Raw genomic sequence first — 25,915 nt, forward strand, 5'->3', positions numbered from 1 at the left:
CGGCGCTCTTTGAAATCCTGAAGCTGCTCGCTCGAACAGCCCTGAAACTTACGTATTCATTGAATCGAAGAATTCCGAGTTGTTCTTCGTGTTGCGGAGCTTGTCGAGCAGGAAGTCGATGGCGTCCATCGTACCCATCGGATTGAGGATCCGGCGGAGCACATACATCTTCTTGAGAAGCTGCGGATCGGTGATGAGCTCTTCCTTGCGGGTGCCCGAGCGCGAGATATCGATCGCCGGGAAGGTCCGCTTGTCCGAGACCTTGCGGTCCAGGATGAGTTCGGAGTTACCGGTGCCCTTGAATTCTTCGAAGATGACTTCGTCCATGCGGCTGCCAGTATCGACCAGCGCGGTGGCGATGATAGTCAGCGAACCGCCTTCTTCCACATTACGGGCGGCACCGAAGAAGCGCTTCGGCCGCTGCAGCGCGTTGGCGTCAACGCCGCCGGTCAGCACCTTGCCGGACGACGGGACGACGGTGTTGTACGCGCGGCCGAGGCGGGTGATCGAATCCAGGAGGATGACCACATCGCGGCCGTGCTCGACCAGGCGCTTTGCCTTCTCGATCACCATTTCGGCGACCTGCACGTGACGCACAGCCGGCTCGTCGAAGGTCGAAGAGACGACTTCACCCTTCACCGAACGCTGCATGTCCGTGACTTCTTCCGGACGTTCGTCGATCAGAAGAACGATCAGATAGCATTCCGGATGATTGGCCGTGATCGAATGCGCGATATTCTGCATCAGCACGGTCTTACCCGTGCGCGGCGGCGCTACGATCAGTGCGCGCTGGCCCTTGCCAATCGGCGCGACGATGTCGATAACGCGCGCCGAGAGATCGCGGCGGGTCGAATCTTCCAGCTCGAGGCGGAAGCGCTGATCCGGGAATAGCGGGGTGAGATTGTCGAAATTGACCTTGTGCTTCGACTTCTCCGGATCTTCGAAATTGAGCGTATTGACCTTCAGCAGAGCGAAATAGCGTTCGCCTTCCTTCGGGCTGCGAATATGGCCTTCGACCGTATCGCCAGTGCGCAGGCCAAAACGGCGAATCTGCGAGGGCGAGACGTAAATATCGTCCGGACCCGGCAGGTAGTTCGCATCGGGTGACCGCAAGAAGCCGAAACCGTCGGAGAGAACCTCGACGACGCCTTCGCCGATGATGTCGGTTTCCTTGATCGCCAGCTGCTTCAAGCTCGCGAACATCAGCTCCTGCTTGCGCATGGTGCTGGCATTTTCGACCCCGAGCTCTTCCGCAAACGAGACAAGCTCGGCTGGCGTCTTGGCCTTGAGGTCCTGGAGTTTCATTTCCCGCATTGGGAGGGATCCTGTGGAAAGTCGGGGAGGGAGCGCGAGGTAGCCAAGACGGATGCGGACGCTGGAAAAGATCAGGAAAGTCCGCAGGTCTCTGGCCAGGAAGTCTTGAGCGAGGAAGGTGCTGAAGGAGCTTCAAACCTGATGCGGTGGCCGGTTCAAAAAGCGAAACCGGTACAAACCACATCCGCCTGCGTGGGGTGGGATGACGCGAATATAGAAAATCGCAGGGTGTCGCGCAAGGAGCCGAAACGGCGGTTGTGATGACAAATTTGGCCTAGAACGGCTTCACGATCACCAAAATGACGATCAGGATCATCAAAATTGTCGGTACCTCGTTGATAATTCGATAGAATTTCGAAGTCCGCGTATTATTGTCCTGAGCAAAATCACGCACCCGGGCACTCAGGAAGCCGTGAACGCCAGACATCAGCAGCACCAGCGTCAGTTTGGCGTGAAACCAGCCCGAGCTGAACCAGTGACCGGCCCAGGCGAGATACAGGCCGAGGATCCAGGTGGCGATCATCGCCGGATTGATGATCGCCTTGAGCAGGCGACGCTCCATCACTTTGAAGGTTTCGGATTGCTTCGAGCCGATCTCTGCGTCGCAGTGATAGACGAACAGTCTCGGCAGATAGAGCATGCCCGCCATCCACGAGATGACGGCGATCACATGCAGCGCCTTGGCCCATTCATACATTCGAAAGTTCTTTCCAGCATCACTGCGTCACATCGCACGTGCCGAGACCGGAACACTTCACCGGAAAGCCGCGTTGCAGGACACGCCGATACAGAGCGGATCACCGCACTATCCGCAAGCCATCCTTCTCTTAAATAATATTTATAGAATCTTAGGTTTGAGTCTAAGTGACAGTGGATTTCAGCCGCCCAAAACAATCCCAGAACTGTCCCACGCTTATGCACATCGCCGCGTGATTTTCCGACAGCCGCTCGCATGCAAGTTCGATATGCAGCGCAAAGGCTTACCGTCGCTGTGCACTGGATTATCCCAAGACAAACCTAGATAACCCCATTATCATTCCAGATAGCCTCAGAGTTTTTCCTTTTCATGAGGCCTGTGAAGAAAAAACCGAGTTATCCCGGGTCCGCCGAGGCGGTGGTCGATATCCCGGAAAAGCTCCACAGCGATTCACAGGACATACACGATCATGGTGCCCACCACCGGCAGCTATTTTCATCTCCATCTGGTTTCCGATTCGACCGGTGAGACGCTGATCACGGTGGCCCGCGCCGTCGCGGCGCAATACGCGAATGTCACGCCGGTCGAGCATGTCTACCCGCTTGTGCGGAGTCAGAAGCAGCTTGATCGGGTGCTTTCCGAGATCGAGGAAGCGCCGGGCATCGTTCTCTTTACGCTGCTGGAAAAAGATCTGGTCGGCCGACTGGAAGCCAAGTGCCAGGAGATCAACAGCCCGAGCCTGTCGATCATCGGGCCGGTGATGCAACTCTTTCAGGCCTATCTCGGTGCGTCGACCACCGGCCGTGTCGGCGCACAACACACGTTGAACGCCGAATACTTCAAGCGCATCGATGCGCTGAATTATTCGATGATGCATGACGACGGCCAGCATGTGGAAGGCCTCGAAGAAGCGGACGTGGTTCTGGTCGGCGTGTCGCGCACATCGAAGACGCCAACATCGATCTATCTTGCCAATCGTGGTGTGCGCACGGCCAATGTGCCGCTCGTCCCCGGCATCCCCATTCCCCATCAGCTTGAGACGTTGAAAAATCCGCTAGTGGTCAGCCTGCACGCGACGCCGGAGCGCTTGATTCAGATCCGCCAGAACCGGCTTCTCAGCATTGGCAGCGATACGGCCAATGACGATTATATCGATCGCCAGTCGGTCACGGACGAAGTCACCTATGCGCGCAAGCTTAGCGCCAAATACGGCTGGGCTTTGTTGGAAGTGACACGTCGCTCCATCGAAGAAACCGCGGCAGCCATTATGAAACTGCTTGCCGATCGCCAGCGTCAGAGGATGTCCGAATGACCATTTGGCGCGGCGTGCAACCGCTGATCCTGGCGTCGCAGAGTTTGGCGCGTCGTGAGTTGCTGGCGAATGCTGGCATTACGTTTGATGCGATGCCTGCAGATATCGACGAGCGCGGCATCCAGCAGAAATCCGGGTTGAAGGCGCCGGGCGAGATCGCAGCCTTGCTCGCCGAGCGGAAGGCGGCCTTTATCTCGCTGCGTCATCCCGGCCGCTATGTTCTTGGCGCCGATCAAACCCTGGCACTGGGCGATCGGATGTTCAGCAAACCCGCCGGACGCGAACAGGCGGCCGAACAACTTGCGATCCTCGCCGGCCGGACCCACGAATTGCATTCAGCGCTTGCCGTCGTTTGCGATGGTGCGACGTTGTTCTCCAATGTCTCCGTGGCGCATATGACCATGCGCAAGCTGGATGATGTGGCGATCAATGCCTATCTGGACGCTGTGGGCGACAAGGTGACGACGAGTGTCGGCGCCTATCAGCTTGAGGGGGTGGGTGTGCATCTGTTCGAGCTGATCGAAGGCGATCACTTCACCATTCTCGGTCTGCCACTACTGCCGCTGCTGAGTTTCCTGCGCGGCGAAGAGATGATCGCGATCTGATTTTGATGAGGACTTGATGCGCGTATTGGGGCTGACCGGTTCGATCGGAATGGGGAAATCCACCACGGCGAAGTTGTTCATGGAAGCCGGCGTGCCGGTCTATGACGCTGACGCCACCGTGCACATGATCTATGAGGGCGAAGCTGCACCGCTGATCGAGGCGGCGTTTCCCGGAACCACGGTGAATGGCAAGGTCGATCGCGCGAAGCTATCGCCGCTGGTCGTGCACGATGCCGCCGCGATGAAGAAGCTCGAGCAGATCGTGCATCCGCTGCTCGGCGCCTATCACAGAAAATTCCTGGATGATGCAGAGAAGTCGGGTGCGCCGGTGGCAGTGGTCGATGTGCCCCTGCTCTATGAAACCGGCGGAGAAAAGCGGGTCGATGCGGTGGTCGTCGTGTCCACCAATCCCGAGCAGCAGCGCGAGCGCATCCTGGCGCGCGAGGGTATGACGGCCGAGAAACTCGACGCCATTCTGGCGCGGCAGCTGCCTGATGCCGAAAAGCGCAAGCGCGCCGACTTCGTGGTGGATACATCGAACGGATTGGACCCCGTGCGGGAGCGGATCCGTGAAATTCTCTCCGAGGCTGTTAAGATGCCACAACGGCGGCCCTGACCGTCCCCTGATTCGACAACCGGCTTAGTTTGATGCGTGAAATCGTCATGGATACCGAAACCACGGGCCTCGATCCCCTCCGGGGCGATCGGCTGGTGGAAATCGGTTGCCTCGAAATCTTCAACCGGATGCCGACCGGCCAGACTTTCCATGTCTACGTTAATCCCGAGCGCGACATGCCTCAGGAAGCGTTCAACGTGCACGGGCTGTCGGCCGAGTTCCTGTCGACCAAGCCGCTGTTTCACGAAGTGGTCGACGACTTTATGGCTTTCATCGGCGATTCGCCGTTGGTGATTCACAACGGCATGTTCGACCTCGGCTTCATCAATGCCGAACTCGATCGCATCAAGCGCCCGCCGGTGCCGCGCGAGCGTCTCGTTGACACGCTGCTGCTGGCGCGGCGCAAGCATCCCGGTGTGTCGAACAAGCTCGACGATCTCTGCGCCCGCTATGCGATCGACAATTCCCGCCGTACCAAGCACGGCGCGCTGCTCGACTCTGAATTGCTGGCGGAAGTCTATATCGACCTCATTGGCGCCCGGCAGTCGCAACTGATCCTGGCGGACGAAGCGCCTGCGCAGCGCACCGGCAGCATCAATGACGCCCCGCGCCGCCAGCGCGAGATCGCACTTGCGCCGCGCGTGACCGAAGCTGATCGCGCCGAGCACCGCGCCTTTGTCGCAACGATGGGCGAGAAGGCAATCTGGAACGAATTTCTGGGAGCGCCGTCGTAAAACGACAATGGCCGGGACAAGCCCGGCCATGACGTAAGCTTATTGTTTGGAGCACCCGAACTTAGTTTGCCGGACCAGCGTCGGCCTGAGCCTGGCGTTCCAGGTTCTGCCGGTACAGACCGACGAAATCCACGGGATCGAGCATCAGCGGCGGGAAGCCGCCATCGCGCACCGCGGTAGCGATGATTTCGCGCGCGAACGGGAACAGCAGGCGCGGGCATTCGATCATGACCAGCGGGTGCAGGTTTTCCTGCGGCACGTTGACGATGCGGAATACGCCGGCATAGGCCAGTTCGAACGAGAACAGCACCGAGCCGGCGTTCTCGGCCTTGCCCTCGACCGACAGCGTCACTTCATATTCGCTCTCGGAGAGATTGTTGGCGCCGACATTGATCTGGATATTGATGTTCGGCTGCTGGGCCTGCGGTGCCAGCGAGGCTGGAGCGTTCGGGTTTTCGAACGACAGGTCTTTGGTGTACTGCGCCAGTACATTGAGCTGGGGGGTGACTGCTCCGGAGGGGTGCCGTTGCCGTTTGCCATCGAAAATTCTCCTGAAGCGCTGCCGGGCGGGTGGAACCGGTTCGTCGCGGGTATCCGCGCGAACGGTCGAATGAGGTGATCGCGGCGAGTGGCTATCATAGGCCTGCGGCACTCGACAAGGATGCCACGCCGCAACCTGGACGCTAGAAAATCGCTGGTTTGACCCACCGCTTGGGCATCCAGGTGCAAAACCGGTCATATTCGCCCCGAATTCACGTTAAATGACTGAAAGTGCGGGTTTTCCTCGTTCGATCCGATTTCCTCTGACGGACAAACGCGCTAGAATTTATCGAAACGGTTGCGGTCGAGGCTGCCGGTGCGAAGGCCGCTTTGCCGCAGCCGGACACGATGGCGCGCCATTGGCTGGGCTTAGTTTCATGTCTACATGGAGCAGGTTCGCCCATGACGCGATCTCCCGACCCTCTGGGAGCCGATTTCAGACCGCGATGGGCGGCATAGTCTTCCGCCGGGCATGCCCGGCACCGATCAGAAAGCAATAAGACGTGGACATTTACACCATCATCTTCCTGGCACTGGCGGTCTTCATTTTCATCCGCCTGCGCAACGTGCTCGGACAGCGCACCGGCGAAGAGCGTCCGCCCTTCGACCGTGCCGCGCGTGATGCTCTGCCGCCCGAAGGCAATGTCGTGCCGATGCCTGGCGGTCCCATCGATCAGGCTGCGCCGGCACCGGCCGCCGACGTCTCTCCCGCCGAGCGCTGGAAGGGCATCACCGAACCGGGCACGCCGCTCGCCGCCGGTCTCGATGCCATCGTCGACCAGGATTCGTCGTTCGATCCGCGCCATTTCATCACCGGCGCGAAGGGCGCCTATGAGATGATCGTGTTGGCCTTTGCCAATGGCGATCGTCGGTCGCTGAAGGATCTGCTGTCATCGGAAGTGTTCGACTCGTTCGACGCCGTCATCAAGGACCGCGAGAAGAACGAGCAGAAGACCGAGACCCGTTTCGTTTCGATCGACAAGGCCGAACTCGTCGGCGCTGAGGTGCGCGATCGCGCGGCGCAGCTCACCGTGCGTTTCGTGTCGCAGATGATCTCGGTGACGCGCGACAAGACCGGCGCTGTGGTCGACGGCAATGCCGACAAGGTCAGCGACATCACCGACGTGTGGACCTTTGCCCGCGACATCACTTCGCGCGATCCGAATTGGAAGCTGGTTGGCACCGGCAGCGTGCAATAACGCTGCCAGGCTCGGCCGGCTTGCCGCGCTGTGCGTGATTGCTGCTGCGTTGGTTCCTGCCCCTGCAGACGCACGGGTCCGGCGTCACGCCAAGCACGTCAAGAATGAACCCGCACAATTTGTCTATGTCCCGCGGCACAATCCGCCGCGGGAATGGCCGTTCGAATTCACAGGCAGCCAGTACGAGCCTGTCGCTTGGGCCAATATCGCCGGCTGGAGCGAAGACGATCACCTCCTCGCCTTCCAGGCTTTTCGCACCAGCTGCAAACCGATTGTAGCTCAACGCAAGGCACCACCAGATTCCAAGGCGCTCGGCACCACGCTCCGCGATCCCTGCCGGGCTGCGAGAACTGCCGAGATTTCCGATGGCGCCAAGGCCCGCGCCTTCTTTGAAGACCATTTTCAGCCGCTGCGTATCTCACGGCTCGGCGAACCCGAAGGTTTCGTCACCGGCTACTATGAGCCGGTGATCGACGGTTCGCGCACGAAGACTGACGTTTACACCGTGCCGGTCTATCGCCGCCCGTCGAATCTGTTTGTGCGCGGCTATCGTCAGTCATCCGCAAGCATGCCGAATGGCGGCGATGTGTTCCGCAAGATTGGCCGTCGCAAACTCGTGCCTTATTATGATCGTGGTGAGATCGAAGACGGCGCCATCGCCGGGCGCGGGCTCGAAATCGTCTGGCTGAAGAGTCAGACCGATCTGCTGTTCACGCAGATCCAGGGCTCGGCGCGCGTCCGCCTCGAAGACGGCGGCACGGTGCGGATCAATTACGATGCACATAATGGCTATCGCTACACGCCGGTCGGCCGCGTGCTGATCGATCGCGGCATCATCCCGCGTGAACAGATGTCGATGCAGCGCATCCGTCAATATATGGATGAGAATCCCGATGCGGCGAGCGAACTGCGTCGGCAGAACCGCTCTTACGTGTTCTTCCGCGAGGTGCAGCTCTCCGACAAGGACGAAGCCGTCGGTGCGCAAGGCGTACCGTTGACGCCGGGCCGCTCCATCGCCGTCGACAAGTCGCTGCATGTCTATGGCACGCCGTTCTTCATCGAAGGCGATCTGCCTGTCGACTCGGATACGGCAAAGACGCCGTTCCGTCGCCTGATGGTGGCGCAGGACACCGGCTCGGCCATTATCGGCCCTGCCCGCGCCGATCTGTATTTTGGCGCCGGCGCAGAAGCTGGCCGAGTCGCCGGCCGGATGCGCCATCCTGCGCGCTTCGTGATGCTGGTGCCGAAGAGTCTCGATCCCTCTGCGCGCGGCCATCACATGCCGCTGCCCGATGCGCGGCCGTCGGAGCGAATCGCAAAACTGCTTCCGCAGACGGAGCCTGCGGAAGCATCGAAGGTCGAAAATTCCGCGACCGATAACAAGGCTGCAGCAAAGCCCGATACGTCCAAGTCTGATACATCGGTCGCGTCGAAACCCGTAGCGCCAACGGTGACAGCGACGCCGCCATTGCCAGTTGCAAAACCGGCTGTGGCTACAGTCGCTCCCGCCCCGACATCGTCTCCATCCGTGGCTACGACAGTGCCATTGCCTGAGGCTCGGCCTGCGGTCGCGCCTCAGGTCGCAGCCGAGGGGAAGTCACAGAAAAAACCCGAAGTAAAACCTGAAGTGAAGCGGGAAGTTAAACCGAACCGTGCCAAAGCCAGGCACCGCGTGTATCGTCGCGCAGCGAAGCAGCCGCAATCCTTCTTCCGTTTCCCCTGGCAATGAAGCGTTCACGTCCACCGCAACTCATCGATCCCGTGGCGCCGCGCCGTCGCCGCGTGCTGAGCGAAGAGGAGCGCGCGCTGTGGGAACTGGTCGCCAAACAGGTCAAGCCGCTGCGCAAGAAGCGCGTGGTGAAGCCGGAGCCTGCGGAAGACGCGCCAACGCTTCTGAAAGTCGCGGCGCCCAAGAAGATGACCTCGGCACCGCCGGGAGTCCTCAAAACCGCAAAGCCTGCGCCGCCGCCCGTGCCGCCTCTGGCGCCGCTCGGCCGTCGCGAACGTTCGCAGCTCTCGCGCGGTCGCAAAGAGATCGATGCTCGGATCGATCTGCACGGGATGACGCAGACGCGCGCGCATCACGCGCTGTCCGCCTTCCTGCACCGCGCCAGCCATGACGGCATGACTTTCGTGCTGGTCATCACCGGCAAGGGCCGCACGACCGGCCCGGAATCCGAGCGCGGCGTCCTGCGCCGCCAGGTACCGCTTTGGCTGGGCCTGCCGGAATTTCGGTCGCTGGTGGTGGGATTCGAGGAAGCGCATATCGGGCACGGCGGCGCCGGTGCGCTGTATGTGCGGATCAGGCGGGCGCGGTAGGCCCAAACTCGTCATTCCGGGATGCACGCAAGTCGGCGAAGCCGGCTGCAGTGCAGACCCGAAATCTTGCAGTGATAGGGCCGCACGAGGTTCCGGGTTCGCGCATGAGCGCGCCCTCAGCCACTCCAATCGGAGTGGCGGGGAACGACGAGGTTGGCGAACTACAAAATAAACCGGCTCAGATCCGAATTCTTCGCCAGATCCCCCACATGCTTCTGCACATAGGCGGCATCGATTCGGATGGTCTCGCCGTTGCGATCGGGCGCAGCGAAGGAAATCTCGTCGAGCACCCTCTCCATCACCGTCTGCAAACGTCGTGCTCCGATATTCTCGACGGTTGAATTCACGGCAACGGCGACATCGGCCAGTGCATCGATGGCATCATCTGCAAATTCGAGCATCACGCCTTCGGTCTGCAGCAGCGCGACATACTGCTTGATCAGCGAAGCCTCGGGCTCGGTGAGAATGCGGCGCATGTCATCGCGGGTCAGCGCGTTGAGCTCGACGCGGATAGGCAGACGGCCCTGCAATTCCGGCAGGAGATCGCTCGGCTTGGCAATATGGAATGCACCGGATGCGATGAACAAGATGTGGTCGGTCTTCACCGCGCCGTGCTTGGTCGAGACGGTGGTGCCTTCAATCAGCGGCAGCAGGTCGCGTTGCACGCCTTCGCGCGAGACTTCGCCGCCGCTGCGCCCATCGCGCACGCAGATCTTGTCGATCTCGTCGAGAAACACGATGCCGTTATTCTCGACCACTGAAATCGCTTCCTGCACAAGTGCGTCGCTGTCGAGCAACTTGTCGGCTTCCTCATTCACCAGCGGCTCATGTGCGTCTTCCACGCGCAGACGGCGCGTCTTGGTGCCCTTGCCCATCTTGCCGAAGATATCGCCAATCGAGATCGCGCCCATCTGCGCGCCGGGCATTCCCGGGATTTCGAACATCGACGGGCTGCCGGACGACTGCACCTCGATCTCGATTTCCTTGTCGTTGAGCTCGCCGGTGCGGAGCTTCTTGCGGAACGACTCTTTCGTTGCCGCGCTTGCGGTGGCGCCGACCAGTGCATCGACCACGCGATCCTCGGCGGCGAGCTGTGCGCGTGCCTGGACGTCCTTGCGCTTGCGCTCGCGGGTCAGCGAGATCGCGACCTCGACGAGGTCCCTGATGATCTGCTCGACATCACGGCCGACATAACCGACTTCGGTGAACTTGGTGGCCTCGACCTTGATGAAAGGAGCGCCGGCGAGCTTCGCCAGCCGGCGTGCGATCTCGGTCTTGCCGACGCCGGTGGGCCCGATCATCAGAATATTCTTAGGCAGCACTTCCTCGCGGAGCGATCCGGTCAGTTGCAGGCGCCGCCAGCGATTGCGCAGCGCGATGGACACTGCGCGTTTGGCGTCGTGCTGGCCGACGATAAAGCGGTCGAGTTCGCTAACGATTTCGCGGGGGGAAAAGTCGGTCATGTCGCTCTACGTAGGTTGAGAAGGGCGTTGGGACAAGCGGATCAGATGATGGGTGGCCCGGCCTGCCAGGTTCGGATCGCTTCGAATGGATGAATCAGCATGATCACGTTCAAAGTGAGATTGTCGCGAATGTGCAGGCCGACCAGAATCTCGAACAGAAGCGCGATCGCGACGGTAGCGGCGACCGGCAGCTTCCGCGCCAGGATGAAGCCCGTGATCATCGACAGCGTGTCAGCCAGCGAATTGACGATGCTGTCGCCGAAATAATCCAGCGACATCGTTCCGGCGCGATAGCGCTCGATGATCCAGCTCGAATTTTCCAGCAGCTCCCAGCCGCCTTCCACGAGCATCGCTACGATCAGCCGCGCGATCCAGGACAGCCGCGGAAACAGCAGCCAGGTGGCGGCGTAGAACAAGAAGCCATGGATGATGTGGGAAAAGGTGTACCAGTCGGTGAGGTGCTGTGAATTCTCCGAACTCAGCACCACGCCATGCCAGAGCTTCACGTAGCCACAGGCGCAGATCGGCAGCCGTCCCATCGCATAGAGAAGTGTTGCCTGCAGCGCGAGCAGACCGAGCGCGATCGCGACGCCCTGCGTGACCGAGAGGCCGGTGACGGAAGACGCGCGGGTATCGTGACCCGCGGCGGTCATGCCTCCAGCATTTCCAGCGTCACGTTCCGGTTGGTGTAGACGCAGATATCGGCGGCGATATCGAGCGACTTGCGCACGATGGTCTCGGCATCCTGGTCGGTATCGACCAGCGCCCGCGCCGCTGCCAGTGCGTAATTGCCGCCGGAGCCGATGGCCATTACGCCGGCTTCCGGTTCCAGCACGTCGCCGGTACCGGTGAGCACCAACGAAACGTCCTTGTCGGCGACGATCATCATGGCTTCCAGCCGGCGCAGATACCGGTCTGTGCGCCAGTCCTTGGCGAGCTCGACCGCGGCCCGGGTCAATTGGCCGGGATACTGTTCCAATTTGGCCTCCAGCCGCTCGAACAAGGTGAAGGCGTCCGCCGTGGCGCCGGCAAAGCCGCCGATCACGTCGCCCTTGCCCAGCTTACGGACCTTTTTGGCGTTGGATTTGATGACCGTCTGGCCGATCGAGACCTGGCCGTCGCCGCCGATCACGACTTTACCGCCCTTGCGGACGGTCAGGATGGTGGTGCCGTGCCAGACCGGAGACGATCCATCATGGGAAGCCGAATAAGATGCGTTCATGGAAACCTCTTGAGCGCCTGATCTAGGCACGGATACCGGCCGTTGCAAATCCGGTGAGGAAGCATAGGCCAGCGGCCGATGCGCGCGGATTCCGGTCACCATAGGCGCAAAGATCGATCCGGAATCGGCTCTCCCGCGGTAGCGAAGGTGTCATCTCCCTGTTAAAAGGGCGCGTTTTCAGCAGGCGGAGAGGCGTTTTCATGCGCACGGCGACGATCAAGCGCAAGACCAAGGAAACCGACATCGAGGTCTCCGTGAACCTCGACGGTACCGGCGTATCCAAATCGACCACCGGAATCGGCTTCTTCGACCATATGCTCGATCTGCTCGCCCGCCATTCCCGCATCGACGTCACCGTGAAGGCGGTCGGCGACCTTCATGTCGATTTCCATCACACGGTGGAGGATGTCGGCATCGCGCTCGGCCAGGCGGTCAAGCAGGCGCTCGGCGACATGGCAGGGATCACCCGCTATGCCTCGGTCTATATGCCGATGGACGAGACCCTGACCCGAGTGGCGCTGGATATTTCCGGCCGGCCGGTGCTGGTGTTCAAGTCCACCTTCCCGACCCACAAGATCGGCGAATTCGACACCGAACTGGTGCGCGAGTGGTTTAATGCCTTTGCCGGCAATGCGGGCGTGACTTTGCACGTCGAAACCCTATATGGCGAGAACAGCCATCACATTGCCGAATCCTGCTTCAAGGGTCTGGCGCGGGCGCTGCGGACGGCTGTTGCGATCGATCCGCGCAATGCCGGCGAAGTGCCATCCACCAAGGGTCAGCTCGGCGGCTGATCGGCCTTTACGGTTTCGGGCGGAGTTTGCCATGCCGGTCTACACAGTTCATGCGCCTCGCGGTGCTGGCCCTGAGCCGTTTGCGGCAACGGACAAGTTCGAGTTCGTGCGCGATGGATTCCATTTCTGGGCCTTCGTCGCCGGCCTCATCTGGCTGATCTATCATCGGCTGTGGTGGGCGTCGCTCGGCTATGTCGTGCTGTCGATCGCGGGCGAAGTCGCGCTGTCGCTGTTGAAGGTCGATATCGGCGCCCGTTTCGTCGTGATGCTGCTGTTTGCGCTGCTGATGGGCTTCGAGGGCGCCAGCCTGCGCCGCTGGACCCTGTCGCGCGGCAAGTGGCGTCAGCTCGATGTGGTCGTCGCCAATAACAAGGATGCCGCCGAGCGTCGCTTCTTCGATCGCTGGACCGCCCAACACAACGCCGTCAACGATCAGTGGGCGAGCGATCGCGGCGGTCCGCCGCCGACCCGTCACGTTCCCAGCCAGTCTTTCTCACGTCCGCCGTCTCCGGCGCAACACGACATCATCGGGTTATTCCCGCAACCGGGAGTGACACGGTGAGCGTTGCCATTATCGATTACGGCTCCGGCAATCTGCACTCCGCAGCGAAAGCGTTCGAGCGCGCCGCGCGCAGCATGGATGTGCCGGAGAAAATCATCGTCACGCGCGATCCCGAAGCGGTGTTCCGCGCCGATCGCATCGTGCTGCCCGGCGTCGGCGCCTTTGCGGATTGCCGCAAGGGACTGGATTCGCTGGATGGCATGGTCGAGGCGATGACCGAAGCGGTGCGCGACAAGGCGCGGCCTTTCTTCGGTATCTGCGTCGGCATGCAGCTGATGGCGACCAAGGGCAAGGAACACGTCACGACCGATGGGCTCAACTGGATTGCCGGCGATGTCGAGAAGATCCAGCCGCGCGAAGAGAATCTGAAGATCCCCCATATGGGCTGGAACACGCTCGATATGGTGCGTGAGCACGCCGTGCTGGAGCGCTTGCCCCTCGGGCCGAAGGGTCGCCATGCTTACTTCGTGCACTCCTATCACCTGAACGCGGTCAACGAGGCCGATGTATTGGCGCGCGCCGATTACGGTGGTCCCATTACCGCTATCGTCGGCAAGGACACCGCGATCGGTACGCAATTTCATCCCGAAAAGAGCCAGCGTTTCGGGCTGGCCCTGATTTCGAATTTTCTGAAGTGGAAGCCGTGATTCTCTTTCCCGCCATCGATCTGAAAAACGGCCAGTGCGTTCGCCTCGAGCAGGGCGACATGGCGCGTGCCACTGTGTTCAACCTCGATCCCGCCGCACAGGCACGCGACTTCGAAACCCAGGGCTTCGAATATCTTCATGTCGTCGATCTCGACGGCGCCTTTGCCGGCAAGCCGGTGAACGCGCAGGCTGTGGAGTCGATGCTCGCTACCATCAAGATGCCAGTGCAGCTCGGCGGCGGCATTCGCGATCTCAAGACGGTCGAAGCCTGGCTGGCCAAGGGCATCGCCCGCGTCATCATCGGCACGGCTGCGGTGCGCGATCCCGCGCTCGTAAAGGAAGCCGCGAAGAAATTCCCCGGCAAGGTGGCCGTTGGCCTCGATGCGCGCGACGGCAAGGTTGCCGTCGAAGGCTGGGCCGAGACCTCGACTGTCACCGCACTCGAAATCGCACAGCGTTTTGAAGATGCCGGCGTCGCCGCGATTATCTTCACCGACATCGCGCGCGATGGCTTGCTCAAGGGTATCAATTGGGATGCGACGATTGCGCTGGCCGATTCGATTTCAATTCCGGTGATCGCCTCGGGCGGCCTTGCCTCCATCGATGATATCAAGGCCATGCTTGAGCCACGCGCTGCGAAGCTCGAAGGCGCGATCTCCGGCCGTGCGCTGTATGACGGGCGGATTGATCCGGCCGAGGCGCTGAAGCTCATCAAGCAGGCGGCATAAGGACCGAGCCATGTTCAAAGTCCGCGTCATCCCCTGCCTCGACGTCAAGGATGGACGCGTGGTGAAGGGCGTCAATTTCGTCGACCTGCGCGATGCCGGCGATCCCGTAGAGGCTGCGATCGCCTATGACGCCGCTGGCGCCGACGAGCTCACTTTCCTCGATATCAACGCCACCCACGAAAACCGCGGCACCATGATGGACGTGGTGCGCCGCACCGCTGAAGCCTGCTTCATGCCGCTGACGGTCGGCGGCGGCGTGCGTACGGTGGACGATATCAAGACGCTGCTGCGCGCCGGTGCCGACAAGGTCTCGATCAATTCGGCCGCGGTGGCCAATCGCCAGTTCGTCAAGGAAGCCGCCGAGAAGTTCGGCGACCAGTGCATCGTGGTGGCGATCGACGCCAAACGGTCCGGCTCGCGCTGGGAGATCTTTACCCATGGCGGCCGCAAGTCGACCGGCATCGATGCTATCGAATTCGCCCAGGAAGTCGTTTCATTGGGTGCGGGCGAAATCCTGCTCACATCGATGGATCGCGACGGCACCCGCTCCGGCTTCGATATCGAATTGACCCGGGCCATCGCCGACAGCGTCGGCGTACCGGTAATCGCCTCGGGCGGCGTCGGTAATCTCGATCATCTGGTCGATGGTATCAGTAACGGCCACGCCACTGCGGTGCTGGCGGCCTCGATTTTTCACTTCGGGGAATTTACCATTCGCGAGGCCAAGGAGCATATGGTCCGGGCCGGACTGCCGATGCGGCTCGACCCCTAGGTCAATCTCTGGCAGGAGTTTGCGCTGCCCAGCCAACAAGGCGCCGAAATGGCTTTTACGCTTCATGACCTTGCCGATACCATCGACGCCCGCGCGGCGGCGGGTGGCGACGCGTCCTATACCCGCAAGCTGCTCGACAAGGGCGCGGAGCATTGCGCCAAGAAATTCGGTGAGGAAGCGGTCGAGACCGTGATCGCGGCGGTCGAGAACGATCGCACCAATCTGATCAATGAAAGTGCCGACCTGCTGTTTCATCTGCTGGTGCTGCTGAAGGCGCGCGGCGTGACGATTCAGGAAGTCGAGGCGGCGCTCGGTCAGCGCACGTCGCAATCCGGACTGCAAGAGAAAGCGTCGCGCAAGAGCGAGTAACAGCGTCGATCACAACGGGGACCGCTTCATGGATATGCGGGCAGACCAACAATACAATCCCTATCGGAATTTCTCGCGGGAGCAGTGGGCCAAGCTGCGCGACGATACGCCGATGACGCTGGAGGCCGGCGAGATCGCCGCCCTGCGTTCGATGTACGATCGCCTCGACCTGCGCGAGGTCGAAGAGATTTACCTGCCGCTGTCCCGCCTGCTCTCGATCTATGTCACGGCGACGCAACGTCTGTATTACGCGCAGCGCAAATTCCTCGGCATCGAGGATCGCAAGATGCCCTATATCATCGGTGTCGCCGGATCGGTGGCTGTCGGCAAGTCGACCACCGCCCGCGTGCTGCAGGCGCTGCTCGCAAGATGGTCGCCGCGGCCCAAGGTCGATCTCGTCACAACGGACGGCTTTCTCTATCCGAATGCGGTGCTCGAGCGCGAAGGCATCATGCAGAAGAAGGGCTTTCCCGAAAGCTACGATCTGCCGACGCTGCTGCAGTTTCTCAGCGACATCAAAGCCGGCCGCAATGCCGTCCGCGCGCCTGTGTATTCGCATCTCACTTATGACGTGGTTCCGAACAAGTGGGTCGAGGTCGATCAACCCGACATCCTGATCGTCGAAGGCGTCAACGTGCTGCAGACCGGGCGTCTGCCGCGCGACGGCAAGGCCGTGCCCGTGGTCTCCGACTTCTTCGACTTCTCCGTCTATATTGATGCCGATGAGCCGGTGCTGCGCGACTGGTATGTGAGACGGTTTCTGGCGCTGCGCGACACCGCATTCCACGATCCGCGATCGTATTTCAACCGCTACGCATTGCTGTCGGATGAAGAAGCCACGGCGACGGCGCTTGCGATCTGGGAGCGCACCAACCTCGCCAATCTCGAAGACAACATCCTGCCGACGCGACCGCGTGCTACGCTTATCCTCAAGAAGGGCGCGGATCACGTGGTGGAAAACGTCGCGCTGCGTCGCCTCTAAGCGATTACGCCGCGTGGCGTGACGCGTCCGTGCTGAAATGCTCGATATAGCGTGCGCCGATCGATGTCACCGGCATCACGATCAGAACGTCGGTGGTGCCGAACTGATGATCGATCACGGCGCCGTCGCCGATCATGGCGCCGATCCGTAGATAGCCTTTGATCAGCGGCGGTAGCGCACGAAGCGCCGCCTTGGTGTCGATGGCATCCGCGGCCATCCGGTTCATCTCGACATAGCGCGACGGATGCGCGCGGGCGCGCCAGGCTTCGGGCGCGCGCGCATTGTGGTGCAGAAACGATAGCGGCAATGCCAGACGATCCGGATCGGTGCCTTCAAAACTGGCGCAACCGATCATGACGTCGAACTTGTTCTGTCGCACGTAGCTCCAGATGCCCTGCCACAGTAATTCGACGGTGCGCTTGTTGCGGTAGCGCGGAAGCACGCAGGAGCGACCGAGTTCGAGAAACCGCAGACCCGCATGGCGCTCGATCATCCCCGACAGATCGAATTCGCTGTCGGTATAGAAGCCGCCATTCTGCATGGCCGCCTCGTGGCGTAGCAGGCGATAGGTGCCGACCACCGGCTGCTTGCCGGATAGCGTGGGCTTGGCGTCGTGATCGACGACGAGAAGGTGATCGCAGATCTTGTCGAATGCATCCTTGTCGCGGCGTGCCAGCATCGTGGCGGCGTCGGCGATCGCGGTGCCGTTCTTGTAGAATACCTTGTAGCGCAGACGCTGCGCGCGCTTTACGTCGCGCTTGTCCTGCGCGAGGCGAACTTCGAGCGGACCCATCCGGCCCAGCGAAGTAGTGGCGACTGGAATACCGTTGGCGGGATCGAGATGCAGCGGCGGCTTGAACCAGGTGATCGCAGTTTGCGCAGCGGCGCTCATGTTCTGGGGCCGCAACATCTGCATGAAACCCTGCTTCGGTCGCACCAGTTCGTTGCCGTGCATGGCCATCCCCAACTCAATCGCCTTGTGCCGCAGGCATCACGCGAATCATCGATGCGGCTTATCCGCACCAGACATCACGGGCGCTCAACAGCCGTGTGACGGGCGTGTTGCGGGGGTGTGACAGCGAAGGTGGAGCTGCTAGGCGGCGACGTGCCGCGTCTTGGCGAGTCCCTTGAGGGCTTCGGCGAGCTTGTCGCGGTCCAGCGGCTTCATCAGGAAGCCGTCCATGCCGGCCTCGAAACAGGCATAGCGATCTTCGACCAGTGCATTCGCTGTGAGGGCCAGGATCGGGGTACGCCTGACGCGTTGACCGGCCTCGCGCGCGCGAATGCGTTTGGTGGTCTCGATGCCGTCGAGCTTCGGCATCTGGATATCCATCAGGACGAGGTCATAGGGCGTACCTGCGGAGTCGGAGGCGAGCCAAGATTCCAGTGCCTCTTCGCCATTGGTGGTCACGACGGGCTTGTGGCCAAGCCGCGTCAGCAACGAGCGCATCAGTAGCGCATTGATCTCATTGTCTTCGGCGACCAGGATCGAGAGGCTGGGTGCCATCGCCGCCGTTGGTTCCGGTGTGGCCGGATCACGATCCAACGGATCATCGGCGGCGATTGTCGGTGAGTCCGTCTGCAATGTCAGGCGCGCGGCGAGCGAGGTCGCGCGCAGTGGCTTCACCAGATACCCGGTGAACGCACTCGGCGTTGTGGGCTGCAGCTCATGACGCATCGCCGGCGTGAACAGCACGATCCGTCGCAGCGCGTGCGGAATTGCAGCGTTCGCAAGCTGCTCGGCAGCGTCAGCACCAAGAGCGCGATCGATCATGACGGCGTGCCATGAACGTTCGGGCAGCAGCGCTTGCGCGACGGCGAGATCGGAGACAGTGCAGGTCTGCGCGCCCCATCGCCCGAGTCGCAGGGCTGTGAGCGAAGCTTCGATGGTTTGTGGCGCCACCAGCATCACCGAAAGGCCCGTAAGATCCGGCGGCACGAAGGTCGCGGTGCCGCTGTCGGACGCGACCATTGGGATCGACACTTCGAAGGTCGAACCGGCGCCGAGTTCGCTTTGCAGCGTGATACGGCCGTTCATGCGCTTGACGATACGCTCGCTGATGCTGAGGCCAAGACCCGTTCCGCCATAGTGGCGCGCGGTGCCCTCGTCTGCCTGTTCGAATTCGCGGAAGATACGCTGCTGCGCATCCGGCGCGATGCCGATGCCGGTGTCGCGCACCAGGAAAGAGATTTCGTTCGGCCAGATGCCGGGTTCGACGATCAGCGCTACGCCGCCGGTCGCCGTGAACTTGATGGCATTGCCGGCGAGATTGAGCAGCACTTGCCGCAGGCGCGCCGCATCGCCCATCACTGTCAGCGGCAGTCGCTCGTCGACATAGGCCGCGATTTCGAGATTGCGGGCCTGCGCACGCGGCGCCAGTAATTCGGTGATGTCCTCGATCAATCCGGCTAGTGCAAAGGGGCGATGTTCCAGATCGATCTTGCCGGCCTCGATCTTGGAGTAATCCAGCAACTCCTCGATCAGCGACAGCAGCGCATCGCCGGAGGTCTTCACGGCCTTGGCGTAAGTGGTCTGTTCGGGTGTCAACGGCGTATCGAGCAGCAAGCCGCTCATGCCGAGAATGCCGTTCAGCGGCGTGCGGATTTCATGCGACGCCATCGCAAGGAAACGCGACTTGGCGCGGTTGGCGGCATTGGCATGGTCGCGCGCTTCACCGAGGGCGCGCTCGGTCTGGGTGCGGTCGGTGACATCGCGACCCACGCATTGCAACTCGGCGGGCTGGCCCGCATCGATCCGCACCAGACCTTCGCGCCAAGCGATCCAGCGCGGACCGGTCGCCGTGGCGATCTTCTGATCGTGCACGCTGGTGCCGTTGGGCTCGTTGGCGATATCGCCCTGCTCCAGCAGCGTGAGTTCGAAGCGGCTGCCGATCAATGCTTCGCGCGATTGTTCCGCCAGCGTGCAATAGGCATCGTTGACGAAGGTGATGCAGCCTTCGCTGTCGCGGATCACAATGAGGTCGCCCTGTGCCTCGAACAGGCTGCGCGCGCGCTCTTCGGCTTCCTTCAATTCCCAGTTCCGGTCGACCAGGGCTTCGTTGTGCGCAGTCAGCTTGCGCATCCGCTTGCCCATGAAGCGCATGCGAATGCTCATGGTGGCCAGGGCGACGCAGGCCAGCGCGAACAGGAAGCTGGCGCCGATCGCAAAAGCGTGCGGATCGTAGCCGGAGTCTTTGGAGGTCGAACCAGAGATGAAACCATAGGCGCCACCGAAGGCAGCCGAGAACATCACGAAGGAGCGAATGACGAAAGCAAGCAACGGAAAACGGCGCGCGAAGCGGCGGAAGTAGACCTTGATCCGGAAAACACCTTTCGCCACAGATCAGCACTCCGGCTTGGTCACATCATGGCTCGCGCTTGCACGCGACTACAGGCCGCGATCAGGCAATCGCAGATGTCGGAACTATGCGGGTATGTTGTTGCCAAGTGCTTGCGCGGTGGCAGTTTTGAATTTGCCGGCGCAGACATGGTTGATGAAGCGTTAATGCGCGGCCTAGAGGCTGGCCGCCGCCATCCGCGCCGGGCTGCGGCTGTGGGCGCTGACGATCAGCGCGGCGGCATCGCGTGCCGTGAAGCTGCGAGACTTCACGAAGATCCGGTAGTCGGCGTCACCTTCCTCCGACAGATAGATGACGGATTCCGAACTCGCGGATGTGTCGGCAATGCGGATGAAGCGCGTCGCAGCGGTGACGGGACAAGCATCCGGTTCCGCGGCATCGACGTCATCAAGTACGACGAAGTCGGCGGTGTCAGCACTATCGACGATTTGCACACGGACGGTTGCCTGCAAGGGGTCGCTGGTGAAGCTGACATGCGATTGCGCCTGCCAGGGCATGGTGGCGATCTGGATGGTGGTCTCACCGGTGGAGATGCAGGGATGCGTGCCGGCTACGAGATCGCCACGGGCGAGAAATGCCGCGAGTACCAAAGGAATCGTCGAGGCTAAAATCTTGAAACGCAGCATGACACGGTACTCTCCCTGGCCCCGTAACGCGGGGTTATGGTGAGCAGAGCGTAAACAAAACTCGTTACTATCGCGTTGACGGCCACATCAGCGGCGATGAGGTGACGTCAAGCAGCCCGTCGAACGTCCTCCGCCAGCGCGCGGTAAGACAGCGCCTCGGCCAGATGCAGCCGCCCGATTTTCTCGGCGCCGTCGAGATCCGCCAGCGTCCGCGCCACGCGCAGCACGCGGTGATAGCCGCGCGCGGTCAGTCGCATCGTTTCGGCGGCATCGCGCAACAATGTCAGTCCCTGCGCATCCGGCTGCGCAACCGTTTCCAGCACGGAGGCGGGCGCGGAAGCATTGGTATGTGTGCCCGCTAATCCCGCCGCGGCATAACGCATGGTCTGCAGATCGCGCGCGGCGGCGACACGCGCCGCAACTTCGGCGGAACCTTCCGACGGTGGCGGCAGAATGAGATCCGCCGCGGTCACCGCGGGCACTTCGATGCGCAGATCGATGCGATCCATCAAGGGGCCGGAGATGCGCGCCTGATAATCCGAGGTGCAGCGATCGATGCGGCCGCGCTTGCAGGAGAAGCCCGGCTCGAAAGCGTGACCGCACCGGCATGGATTCATCGCAGCAACAAGCATGAATCGCGCAGGATAGGTGACGCGGTGATTGGCGCGCGAGACCGCCACCTCGCCATTCTCGAGCGGTGCGCGCAGCGAATCCAGCACGCGCGGATCGAACTCTGGCAGTTCATCGAGAAACAGCACCCCCTGATGCGCCAGCGAAATCTCGCCCGGCCGCGCGCGCAACCCGCCGCCGGTGAGGGCGGCCATGCTGGCGGAATGATGCGGTGCGCGGAACGGCCGGCGTGAGGTGAGTGCGCCGTCCTTGATCTCGCCGGCCACCGATGCAATCATCGAGACTTCGAGCAGCTCCGCCGGCGACAGCGGCGGCAGGATCGACGGCAGCCGTGCCGCCAGCATGGATTTTCCCGATCCGGGACTGCCGGCCATCAGCAGGTGATGGCCGCCTGCCGCAGCGATTTCCAGCGCGCGTTTGGCACTTTCCTGTCCCTTGATGTCCCGCAGATCCAGCAGCGTTTCCTCACGCGCATGTATTCTCGGCTGCGGCCGCGACAGAACCTGCGTACCTTTGAAGTGATTGGCGATCTGGATCAGCGATGTCGCGGCGATGATCTGAATGTCTGGGCTGGCCCAGGCGGCTTCCGCGCCGCAGGCTGCCGGACAGATCAATCCCTCGTCGCGCGCGTTGGCGCCGATCGCTGCAGGCAGTACGCCGGCCACGGGAGCGAGCGAACCATCGAGGCCGAGTTCACCGAGTACAGTGAAGCCCGTCAATGCATCCGGCGGAATCGCGCCGATCGCAGCCATCAGTCCCAGCGCAATCGGCAGATCGTAATGGCTGCCTTCCTTCGGTAAGTCAGCCGGTGCGAGATTAACGATGATGCGTCGCGCCGGCAGCGCCAGACCCGAGGCGACCAGCGCCGCGCGGACCCGTTCGCGGGCCTCGGACACTGCCTTGTCGGGCAGGCCGACGATCAGGAAATTCGGCAGGCCGGGCACGACCTGAACCTGCACGTCGACCGCGCGGGCCTCGATCCCCTCAAAGGCTACGGTGGAAACGCGTTGAACCATGCCGCCCTCATTCGAGATGAGAGCGTAACCTAAGGTTGCTTCTAATTCAAGAACAATCAGTGAACGAAATGCAGCGGTAAAGTATGCTGGTTTTGGCCGAAGTCGGCCATTGGCGTAGAGAATCTTAAGCACGTCATGCAAAGCATCCTATGAGCTTCGAGACGAAGACCGGGTGCCCGCAGATGTCAGATCGCTTGCCGATGACGCCAGACGCTCCGGATGATGCCGATCTGATCGCCGCGCTGAAGGCCCAGATCGAAGCCCAGCAAGCCATCATCGACCAACAGGCTGCTTCGCTGGCGCATAGCCGGAAGATCTTCGATCGCTCCTCGGCCGCGGCGCGAATCGGCGTCTGGGAATGCGACCTCTCCGATGAATCGCTGGTCTGGACCGATGTTGTCTACGACATCTTCGATCTACCGCGCGGCTCGACGCCGATTCGCGAGGAGGCGCTCGCCTGTTATCCAGAAGAATCCGTCAGGGAACTGACGAAGCGGCGCAGCAAGGCAATCGAAGATCGAACCGGCTTCAGTCTCGATGCGGAGATCATCACCTTCAAGGGTAACCGGCGCTGGATCAGGATCACGGCCACAGTCGAGTCGGTCGATGGCGTTGCCGTCCGCATCTTCGGCATGAAGCAGGACATCACCGAAGAGAAAATTCTGGCGGATCGCAATCGCTATCTCGCCGAGTTCGATACGCTGACCGGACTCGCCAATCGCAGCCAGTTTCAAACCAAGCTGTCGCTGTTCGATGCGGCGTCGGCCAGCAAGGCAAAGCCGTTCGGCGCGCTGCTGCTGGTCGATCTCGATGAATTCAAGCCGGTCAATGACTGCTTCGGCCACGCCGCCGGCGATGCCTGCCTGACTGTCGTTGCAAATCGAATCCGCAACATCTGCGCCGGCGCGGAACTGGTGGCGCGCCTTGGCGGTGATGAGTTTGCCGTTCTGCTGGGGCCTCACGCACAATTCGAGGAAGCCTCTGAGACCGCGCGGGCCATCGTCACGCAGCTAGGCCTGCCGATCGATCATCGAGGACAACAGTTGCGGGTCGGCGCTTCGGTCGGCATCGCACTGGCCGATAACTGCACGTCATCGCAATTGGCAGCCATGGCCGACTCGGCGCTCTATGCGGCGAAGGATGCCGGACGCGGCACGTTCCGGATCTACAAACGCGGTGCGGAGCGGCGCGCGCGGGATACGTCATCGGCGGCGTGAGGATAAATTGCTGCAGAATTCCTGCGGCGGTCATTGTCTCAAGATCGCCGCAGGATTGTCGCAGGATTTCCGCTAGAGATTCATCACCATCGGCTCGGCGATATAGCGGAAGCCGTCGCCTGATTTGACCACATGGCCATAGCCCGGCCAGGCGAAGTGGTAAGACATCACGGCGGTCTTGTTGGCTACCAGCATGTCCAGCATCTTCACCCGCGTCGCCGCCGCCATCTTCGGATCGGAATCATAGGCGAACTCCATCCGCGGCTTCTCCAGCAACAGCACTTGATGATGGGTAAGATCGCCGAGGAATGCGAAGGACTTTCCGTCCGACTGGATCATGAACATATGGTGGCCAAACGTGTGCCCGGGCGCATGCATCGCGGTGATGCCCGGCAGGAACTCCTGTCCGTCCTTGAAGAACACCAGGCGATCCTTCACTGGCAGCAGGTTCTTGCGGGCATGGACGATGAAGTCCTTTAGCGGCGAACCGAGTTTACTTTCGTCGGTCCAGAACTTGAAATCTTCCTCGCTGAGATAGACCTGCGCATTGGGAAACAGCGGCTTGTCATTGGCATCGACGATGCCGCCGATATGATCGATATGGGCATGGGAGCACACCACAGCGTCGATATCGCCAGGTTTGATACCGGCCTCGGCCATGCTCTTCTGCAGGCGGCCCGTGGTGTTGCCGAACAGTTGTGACGTGCCCATGCCGGTGTCGAACAGGATGAGCTTGTCGCCCATGTTGACGATCGGCGCGTTCTGTTCGAGCACGACATTGCTGCTGCTGAGGAAATTATCCGTCAACATCTTCTGCACGTCTTCCTTGGGCACGCCGACGAATGTGCCGGAGGGATCGCCGAGCGGCAAAGGTCCGTCGGAGACAACGGTGACTTCCGCACTGCCTAACATGAAACGGTGGAAGTAGGGCGCCTGTGTGCCGAGCTTTGGTGCCTTGGCCGATGCGCTGCCGATGAGGCCGGGAGCGAGGAGATTAGCGCCCAGCCCTGCGCCGAGCGAGAGCAGGGACCTTCGCGAAACGTCTGAAGTCATGCGTTTCTCCACTGATATGCTTTTGCTTGCCGCCAAATGTGGCGGGCCGCCCGATTGGTCGGGCGTGCATCAACATGCTGCCCTTGCCCTCAATGACTGGCAAGCAAAAGCAGCGGGTAAAGAATTGCGACGAATGGAATTTAAACCGCTGCGTCAAGCATTGACGCAGCGCAACGAGTGACGCGAGCGGAGTTACTTCCGCTTCGCTTCGATCACGTCCCAGACCCGCGCGGCGACATCCGGTCCGCCAAGCTTGGCGATGGCGCGAATGCCCGTGGGCGACGTCACGTTGATCTCGGTGAGATTGCCATCGATCACATCGATGCCGACGAACAGCAGACCGAGGTCACGCAGCGCCGGTCCGACACGTTCGCAGATTTCGCGCTCACGCGGCGAGAGTTCGGTGGCCTTGGCGGCGCCGCCACGCACCATGTTGGAGCGCAAATCGTCTTCAGCCGGCACGCGGTTCACCGCGCCGGCGAATTCACCGTCGATCAGGATGATGCGTTTGTCGCCATGTTTCACTTCGGGAAGGAAGCGCTGGATCACCCACTGTTCCTTGAATGTCACGGAGAACAGATCGTAGAGCGAACCGAAGTTCATGTCCTGCGGCAGCACGCGAAACACCGCTGCGCCGCCATGGCCATGCAGCGGCTTCATCACCACCGCGCCATGCTCGGCGCGGAATGCATTGATCTCGTCCTTGTCGCGCGAGATCAGCGTCGGTGGCATCAGGTCCGAGAAGCCCATCACGAAGATCTTCTCCGGCGCGTTGCGCACGGAAGCAGGATCATTGACCACCAGCGTCTTCGGATGGATGCGCTCCAGAAGATGTGTCGAGGTAATATAAGCGAGATCGAACGGCGGGTCCTGCCGCAGCAACACCACGTCGAAGGATTCCATGTTGGTGCGGGTGGGATCGCCGAGGGTGAAGTAATCGCCTTCGACGTCGCGCACCGACAGCGATTGCACCGGCGCCACCACGTCATTGCCGCGCAGCGAGAGCTTGTCCGGCGTGTAATAGGACAGTTTGTGGCCACGCTTCTGGGCTTCCAGCAACATCGCGAAGGTCGAATCGCCCTTGTGATTGATGCGCGCAATGGGGTCCATCTGGACGGCGACGTTCAAGGTCATGCTGC

27 protein-coding genes and 1 pseudogene are annotated in these 25,915 nt (G+C 61.4%); 16 read left to right on the top strand and 12 right to left on the bottom strand.

The genetic code is table 11. The features are described 5' to 3' along the window. Nucleotides 1–48 precede the first annotated feature (48 nt). Nucleotides 49–1,314 (bottom strand): transcription termination factor Rho, encoded by a 1,266-nt coding sequence (rho, locus tag RSO67_RS17725; protein ID WP_068730228.1) that lies wholly within the window; start codon nucleotides 1,312–1,314, stop codon nucleotides 49–51. A 274-nt stretch (nucleotides 1,315–1,588) separates the two neighbouring features. Then, nucleotides 1,589–2,011: a protoporphyrinogen oxidase HemJ gene (gene hemJ / locus RSO67_RS17730; protein WP_315839928.1), complete on the bottom strand. Its 423-nt coding sequence runs from the start codon at nucleotides 2,009–2,011 to the stop codon at nucleotides 1,589–1,591. A gap of 472 nt (nucleotides 2,012–2,483) precedes the next feature. Between hemJ and RSO67_RS17735 the strand changes: the two genes are divergently transcribed. Genes RSO67_RS17735 through dnaQ form a run of 4 tightly spaced genes read left to right on the top strand, consistent with a single transcriptional unit; the run spans nucleotide 2,484 to nucleotide 5,278 of the window. Continuing rightward, nucleotides 2,484–3,323 carry a pyruvate, water dikinase regulatory protein gene (locus RSO67_RS17735; protein ID WP_089263669.1) on the top strand — a complete coding sequence of 280 codons (840 nt, stop codon included), beginning with the start codon at nucleotides 2,484–2,486 and terminating at the stop codon, nucleotides 3,321–3,323. After that, complete coding sequence (locus tag RSO67_RS17740; protein WP_315839929.1) at nucleotides 3,320–3,928, top strand: Maf family protein; 609 nt, start codon at nucleotides 3,320–3,322, stop codon at nucleotides 3,926–3,928. The genes RSO67_RS17735 and RSO67_RS17740 overlap by 4 nt, the downstream gene beginning before the upstream one ends. Before the next feature lie 16 nt (nucleotides 3,929–3,944). Further along, nucleotides 3,945–4,544: a dephospho-CoA kinase gene (coaE, locus tag RSO67_RS17745; RefSeq protein ID WP_315839930.1), complete on the top strand. Its 600-nt coding sequence runs from the start codon at nucleotides 3,945–3,947 to the stop codon at nucleotides 4,542–4,544. A 32-nt stretch (nucleotides 4,545–4,576) separates the two neighbouring features. Further along, a complete protein-coding gene (dnaQ, locus tag RSO67_RS17750; RefSeq protein ID WP_315839931.1) occupies nucleotides 4,577–5,278 on the top strand; it encodes a DNA polymerase III subunit epsilon in 702 nt (233 codons plus the stop codon). 61 nt (nucleotides 5,279–5,339) lie between these two features. Here the strand turns inward: dnaQ and secB are convergent. Continuing rightward, nucleotides 5,340–5,818: pseudogene (secB, locus tag RSO67_RS17755) on the bottom strand (protein-export chaperone SecB). Nucleotides 5,819–6,321: 503 nt separating this feature from the next. Between secB and RSO67_RS17760 the strand changes: the two are divergent. From RSO67_RS17760 to RSO67_RS17770, 3 genes are read left to right on the top strand one after another with little or no spacing between them, the layout of a single operon-like run. Further along, the gene (locus tag RSO67_RS17760; RefSeq protein WP_068730234.1) at nucleotides 6,322–7,017 is read left to right on the top strand and encodes a Tim44/TimA family putative adaptor protein; all 696 of its coding nucleotides are present in this window, start codon (nucleotides 6,322–6,324) and stop codon (nucleotides 7,015–7,017) included. After that, nucleotides 6,914–8,746 (top strand): MltA domain-containing protein, encoded by a 1,833-nt coding sequence (locus RSO67_RS17765; RefSeq protein WP_315839932.1) that lies wholly within the window; start codon nucleotides 6,914–6,916, stop codon nucleotides 8,744–8,746. Before RSO67_RS17760 ends, RSO67_RS17765 begins: the two co-directional genes overlap by 104 nt. Beyond that, nucleotides 8,743–9,336, top strand: a complete 594-nt coding sequence (locus RSO67_RS17770) for a Smr/MutS family protein (RefSeq protein WP_315839933.1) — start codon at nucleotides 8,743–8,745, stop codon at nucleotides 9,334–9,336. The genes RSO67_RS17765 and RSO67_RS17770 overlap by 4 nt, the downstream gene beginning before the upstream one ends. A 161-nt stretch (nucleotides 9,337–9,497) precedes the next feature. On the opposite strand, the gene hslU is transcribed toward RSO67_RS17770, so the two are convergent. From hslU to hslV, 3 genes are read right to left on the bottom strand one after another with little or no spacing between them, the layout of a single operon-like run. Beyond that, nucleotides 9,498–10,799 (bottom strand): ATP-dependent protease ATPase subunit HslU, encoded by a 1,302-nt coding sequence (gene hslU, locus RSO67_RS17775; protein WP_315839934.1) that lies wholly within the window; start codon nucleotides 10,797–10,799, stop codon nucleotides 9,498–9,500. A gap of 41 nt (nucleotides 10,800–10,840) precedes the next feature. Beyond that, the gene (locus RSO67_RS17780) at nucleotides 10,841–11,452 is read right to left on the bottom strand and encodes a DUF2585 domain-containing protein (protein ID WP_315839935.1); all 612 of its coding nucleotides are present in this window, start codon (nucleotides 11,450–11,452) and stop codon (nucleotides 10,841–10,843) included. Beyond that, on the bottom strand, nucleotides 11,449–12,021 hold the full coding sequence (gene hslV, locus RSO67_RS17785) for an ATP-dependent protease subunit HslV (protein WP_068730238.1): 573 nt from the start codon (nucleotides 12,019–12,021) through the stop codon (nucleotides 11,449–11,451). The genes RSO67_RS17780 and hslV overlap by 4 nt, the downstream gene beginning before the upstream one ends. A gap of 200 nt (nucleotides 12,022–12,221) precedes the next feature. Here hslV and hisB point away from each other — a divergent pair, with 200 nt between their 5' ends. From hisB to coaA, 7 genes are read left to right on the top strand one after another with little or no spacing between them, the layout of a single operon-like run. Beyond that, complete coding sequence (gene hisB, locus RSO67_RS17790; RefSeq protein ID WP_315839936.1) at nucleotides 12,222–12,815, top strand: imidazoleglycerol-phosphate dehydratase HisB; 594 nt, start codon at nucleotides 12,222–12,224, stop codon at nucleotides 12,813–12,815. A 31-nt stretch (nucleotides 12,816–12,846) separates the two neighbouring features. Further along, entirely contained in the window at nucleotides 12,847–13,377 is a 531-nt protein-coding gene (locus RSO67_RS17795; RefSeq protein WP_315839937.1) for a DUF2628 domain-containing protein, read from the top strand. Further along, a complete protein-coding gene (hisH, locus tag RSO67_RS17800; RefSeq protein WP_231078636.1) occupies nucleotides 13,374–14,024 on the top strand; it encodes an imidazole glycerol phosphate synthase subunit HisH in 651 nt (216 codons plus the stop codon). The genes RSO67_RS17795 and hisH overlap by 4 nt, the downstream gene beginning before the upstream one ends. After that, the gene (hisA, locus tag RSO67_RS17805) at nucleotides 14,021–14,752 is read left to right on the top strand and encodes a 1-(5-phosphoribosyl)-5-[(5-phosphoribosylamino)methylideneamino]imidazole-4-carboxamide isomerase (protein ID WP_315839938.1); all 732 of its coding nucleotides are present in this window, start codon (nucleotides 14,021–14,023) and stop codon (nucleotides 14,750–14,752) included. Before hisH ends, hisA begins: the two co-directional genes overlap by 4 nt. Nucleotides 14,753–14,762: 10 nt before the next feature. Further along, the gene (gene hisF, locus RSO67_RS17810; RefSeq protein ID WP_315839939.1) at nucleotides 14,763–15,524 is read left to right on the top strand and encodes an imidazole glycerol phosphate synthase subunit HisF; all 762 of its coding nucleotides are present in this window, start codon (nucleotides 14,763–14,765) and stop codon (nucleotides 15,522–15,524) included. A gap of 48 nt (nucleotides 15,525–15,572) precedes the next feature. Continuing rightward, complete coding sequence (locus tag RSO67_RS17815; RefSeq protein ID WP_089263096.1) at nucleotides 15,573–15,893, top strand: phosphoribosyl-ATP diphosphatase; 321 nt, start codon at nucleotides 15,573–15,575, stop codon at nucleotides 15,891–15,893. A 28-nt stretch (nucleotides 15,894–15,921) separates the two neighbouring features. After that, entirely contained in the window at nucleotides 15,922–16,875 is a 954-nt protein-coding gene (gene coaA, locus RSO67_RS17820; RefSeq protein ID WP_089263094.1) for a type I pantothenate kinase, read from the top strand. Between the two features lie 4 nt (nucleotides 16,876–16,879). Here coaA and RSO67_RS17825 read toward each other — a convergent pair whose 3' ends face one another. The 4 genes from RSO67_RS17825 to RSO67_RS17840 all read right to left on the bottom strand — a co-directional run bounded on the left by RSO67_RS17825 (nucleotide 16,880) and on the right by RSO67_RS17840 (nucleotide 22,506). Further along, a complete protein-coding gene (locus tag RSO67_RS17825; protein WP_315844291.1) occupies nucleotides 16,880–17,830 on the bottom strand; it encodes a GNAT family N-acetyltransferase in 951 nt (316 codons plus the stop codon). A gap of 138 nt (nucleotides 17,831–17,968) precedes the next feature. Then, nucleotides 17,969–20,215, bottom strand: a complete 2,247-nt coding sequence (locus RSO67_RS17830) for a PAS domain-containing hybrid sensor histidine kinase/response regulator (protein ID WP_315839940.1) — start codon at nucleotides 20,213–20,215, stop codon at nucleotides 17,969–17,971. A 174-nt stretch (nucleotides 20,216–20,389) separates the two neighbouring features. Further along, nucleotides 20,390–20,860: a hypothetical protein gene (locus tag RSO67_RS17835; protein ID WP_315839941.1), complete on the bottom strand. Its 471-nt coding sequence runs from the start codon at nucleotides 20,858–20,860 to the stop codon at nucleotides 20,390–20,392. 107 nt (nucleotides 20,861–20,967) lie between these two features. Beyond that, the gene (locus RSO67_RS17840; RefSeq protein WP_315839942.1) at nucleotides 20,968–22,506 is read right to left on the bottom strand and encodes a YifB family Mg chelatase-like AAA ATPase; all 1,539 of its coding nucleotides are present in this window, start codon (nucleotides 22,504–22,506) and stop codon (nucleotides 20,968–20,970) included. 182 nt (nucleotides 22,507–22,688) lie between these two features. On the opposite strand from RSO67_RS17840, the gene RSO67_RS17845 reads away from it, so the two are divergent. Next, a complete protein-coding gene (locus RSO67_RS17845) occupies nucleotides 22,689–23,723 on the top strand; it encodes a diguanylate cyclase domain-containing protein (protein ID WP_315839943.1) in 1,035 nt (344 codons plus the stop codon). A 72-nt stretch (nucleotides 23,724–23,795) separates the two neighbouring features. Here RSO67_RS17845 and RSO67_RS17850 read toward each other — a convergent pair whose 3' ends face one another. Beyond that, nucleotides 23,796–24,776: an MBL fold metallo-hydrolase gene (locus tag RSO67_RS17850; RefSeq protein ID WP_315839944.1), complete on the bottom strand. Its 981-nt coding sequence runs from the start codon at nucleotides 24,774–24,776 to the stop codon at nucleotides 23,796–23,798. Here RSO67_RS17850 and RSO67_RS17855 point away from each other — a divergent pair. Further along, nucleotides 24,775–24,957 (top strand): hypothetical protein, encoded by a 183-nt coding sequence (locus tag RSO67_RS17855; protein WP_315839945.1) that lies wholly within the window; start codon nucleotides 24,775–24,777, stop codon nucleotides 24,955–24,957. The two genes, RSO67_RS17850 and RSO67_RS17855, sit on opposite strands and share 2 nt — an antisense overlap. A gap of 11 nt (nucleotides 24,958–24,968) precedes the next feature. Here the strand turns inward: RSO67_RS17855 and gshB are convergent, their stop codons facing one another. Beyond that, entirely contained in the window at nucleotides 24,969–25,910 is a 942-nt protein-coding gene (gene gshB / locus RSO67_RS17860; protein ID WP_315839946.1) for a glutathione synthase, read from the bottom strand. Between the last annotated feature and the right edge of the window lie 5 nt (nucleotides 25,911–25,915).

It is taken from the genome of Tardiphaga sp. 709 (genome assembly GCF_032401055.1).
Taxonomy (GTDB): domain Bacteria; phylum Pseudomonadota; class Alphaproteobacteria; order Rhizobiales; family Xanthobacteraceae; genus Tardiphaga.

Coding starts and splice junctions, on each gene's coding strand:
- hisB (WP_315839936.1), top strand. CDS start 12,222: ATGCGCACGGCGACGATCAAGCGCAAGACCAAGGAAACCGACATCGAG.
- hslU (WP_315839934.1), bottom strand. CDS start 10,799: ATGACCGACTTTTCCCCCCGCGAAATCGTTAGCGAACTCGACCGCTTT.
- RSO67_RS17835 (WP_315839941.1), bottom strand. CDS start 20,860: ATGCTGCGTTTCAAGATTTTAGCCTCGACGATTCCTTTGGTACTCGCG.
- RSO67_RS17850 (WP_315839944.1), bottom strand. CDS start 24,776: ATGACTTCAGACGTTTCGCGAAGGTCCCTGCTCTCGCTCGGCGCAGGG.
- RSO67_RS17770 (WP_315839933.1), top strand. CDS start 8,743: ATGAAGCGTTCACGTCCACCGCAACTCATCGATCCCGTGGCGCCGCGC.
- dnaQ (WP_315839931.1), top strand. CDS start 4,577: ATGCGTGAAATCGTCATGGATACCGAAACCACGGGCCTCGATCCCCTC.
- RSO67_RS17840 (WP_315839942.1), bottom strand. CDS start 22,506: ATGGTTCAACGCGTTTCCACCGTAGCCTTTGAGGGGATCGAGGCCCGC.
- coaE (WP_315839930.1), top strand. CDS start 3,945: ATGCGCGTATTGGGGCTGACCGGTTCGATCGGAATGGGGAAATCCACC.
- gshB (WP_315839946.1), bottom strand. CDS start 25,910: ATGACCTTGAACGTCGCCGTCCAGATGGACCCCATTGCGCGCATCAAT.
- RSO67_RS17740 (WP_315839929.1), top strand. CDS start 3,320: ATGACCATTTGGCGCGGCGTGCAACCGCTGATCCTGGCGTCGCAGAGT.
- RSO67_RS17815 (WP_089263096.1), top strand. CDS start 15,573: ATGGCTTTTACGCTTCATGACCTTGCCGATACCATCGACGCCCGCGCG.
- RSO67_RS17780 (WP_315839935.1), bottom strand. CDS start 11,452: ATGACCGCCGCGGGTCACGATACCCGCGCGTCTTCCGTCACCGGCCTC.
- hisF (WP_315839939.1), top strand. CDS start 14,763: ATGTTCAAAGTCCGCGTCATCCCCTGCCTCGACGTCAAGGATGGACGC.
- hslV (WP_068730238.1), bottom strand. CDS start 12,021: ATGAACGCATCTTATTCGGCTTCCCATGATGGATCGTCTCCGGTCTGG.
- RSO67_RS17795 (WP_315839937.1), top strand. CDS start 12,847: ATGCCGGTCTACACAGTTCATGCGCCTCGCGGTGCTGGCCCTGAGCCG.
- RSO67_RS17845 (WP_315839943.1), top strand. CDS start 22,689: ATGTCAGATCGCTTGCCGATGACGCCAGACGCTCCGGATGATGCCGAT.
- coaA (WP_089263094.1), top strand. CDS start 15,922: ATGGATATGCGGGCAGACCAACAATACAATCCCTATCGGAATTTCTCG.
- RSO67_RS17825 (WP_315844291.1), bottom strand. CDS start 17,830: ATGCACGGCAACGAACTGGTGCGACCGAAGCAGGGTTTCATGCAGATG.
- RSO67_RS17765 (WP_315839932.1), top strand. CDS start 6,914: ATGCCGACAAGGTCAGCGACATCACCGACGTGTGGACCTTTGCCCGCG.
- rho (WP_068730228.1), bottom strand. CDS start 1,314: ATGCGGGAAATGAAACTCCAGGACCTCAAGGCCAAGACGCCAGCCGAG.
- RSO67_RS17855 (WP_315839945.1), top strand. CDS start 24,775: ATGCGTTTCTCCACTGATATGCTTTTGCTTGCCGCCAAATGTGGCGGG.
- hemJ (WP_315839928.1), bottom strand. CDS start 2,011: ATGTATGAATGGGCCAAGGCGCTGCATGTGATCGCCGTCATCTCGTGG.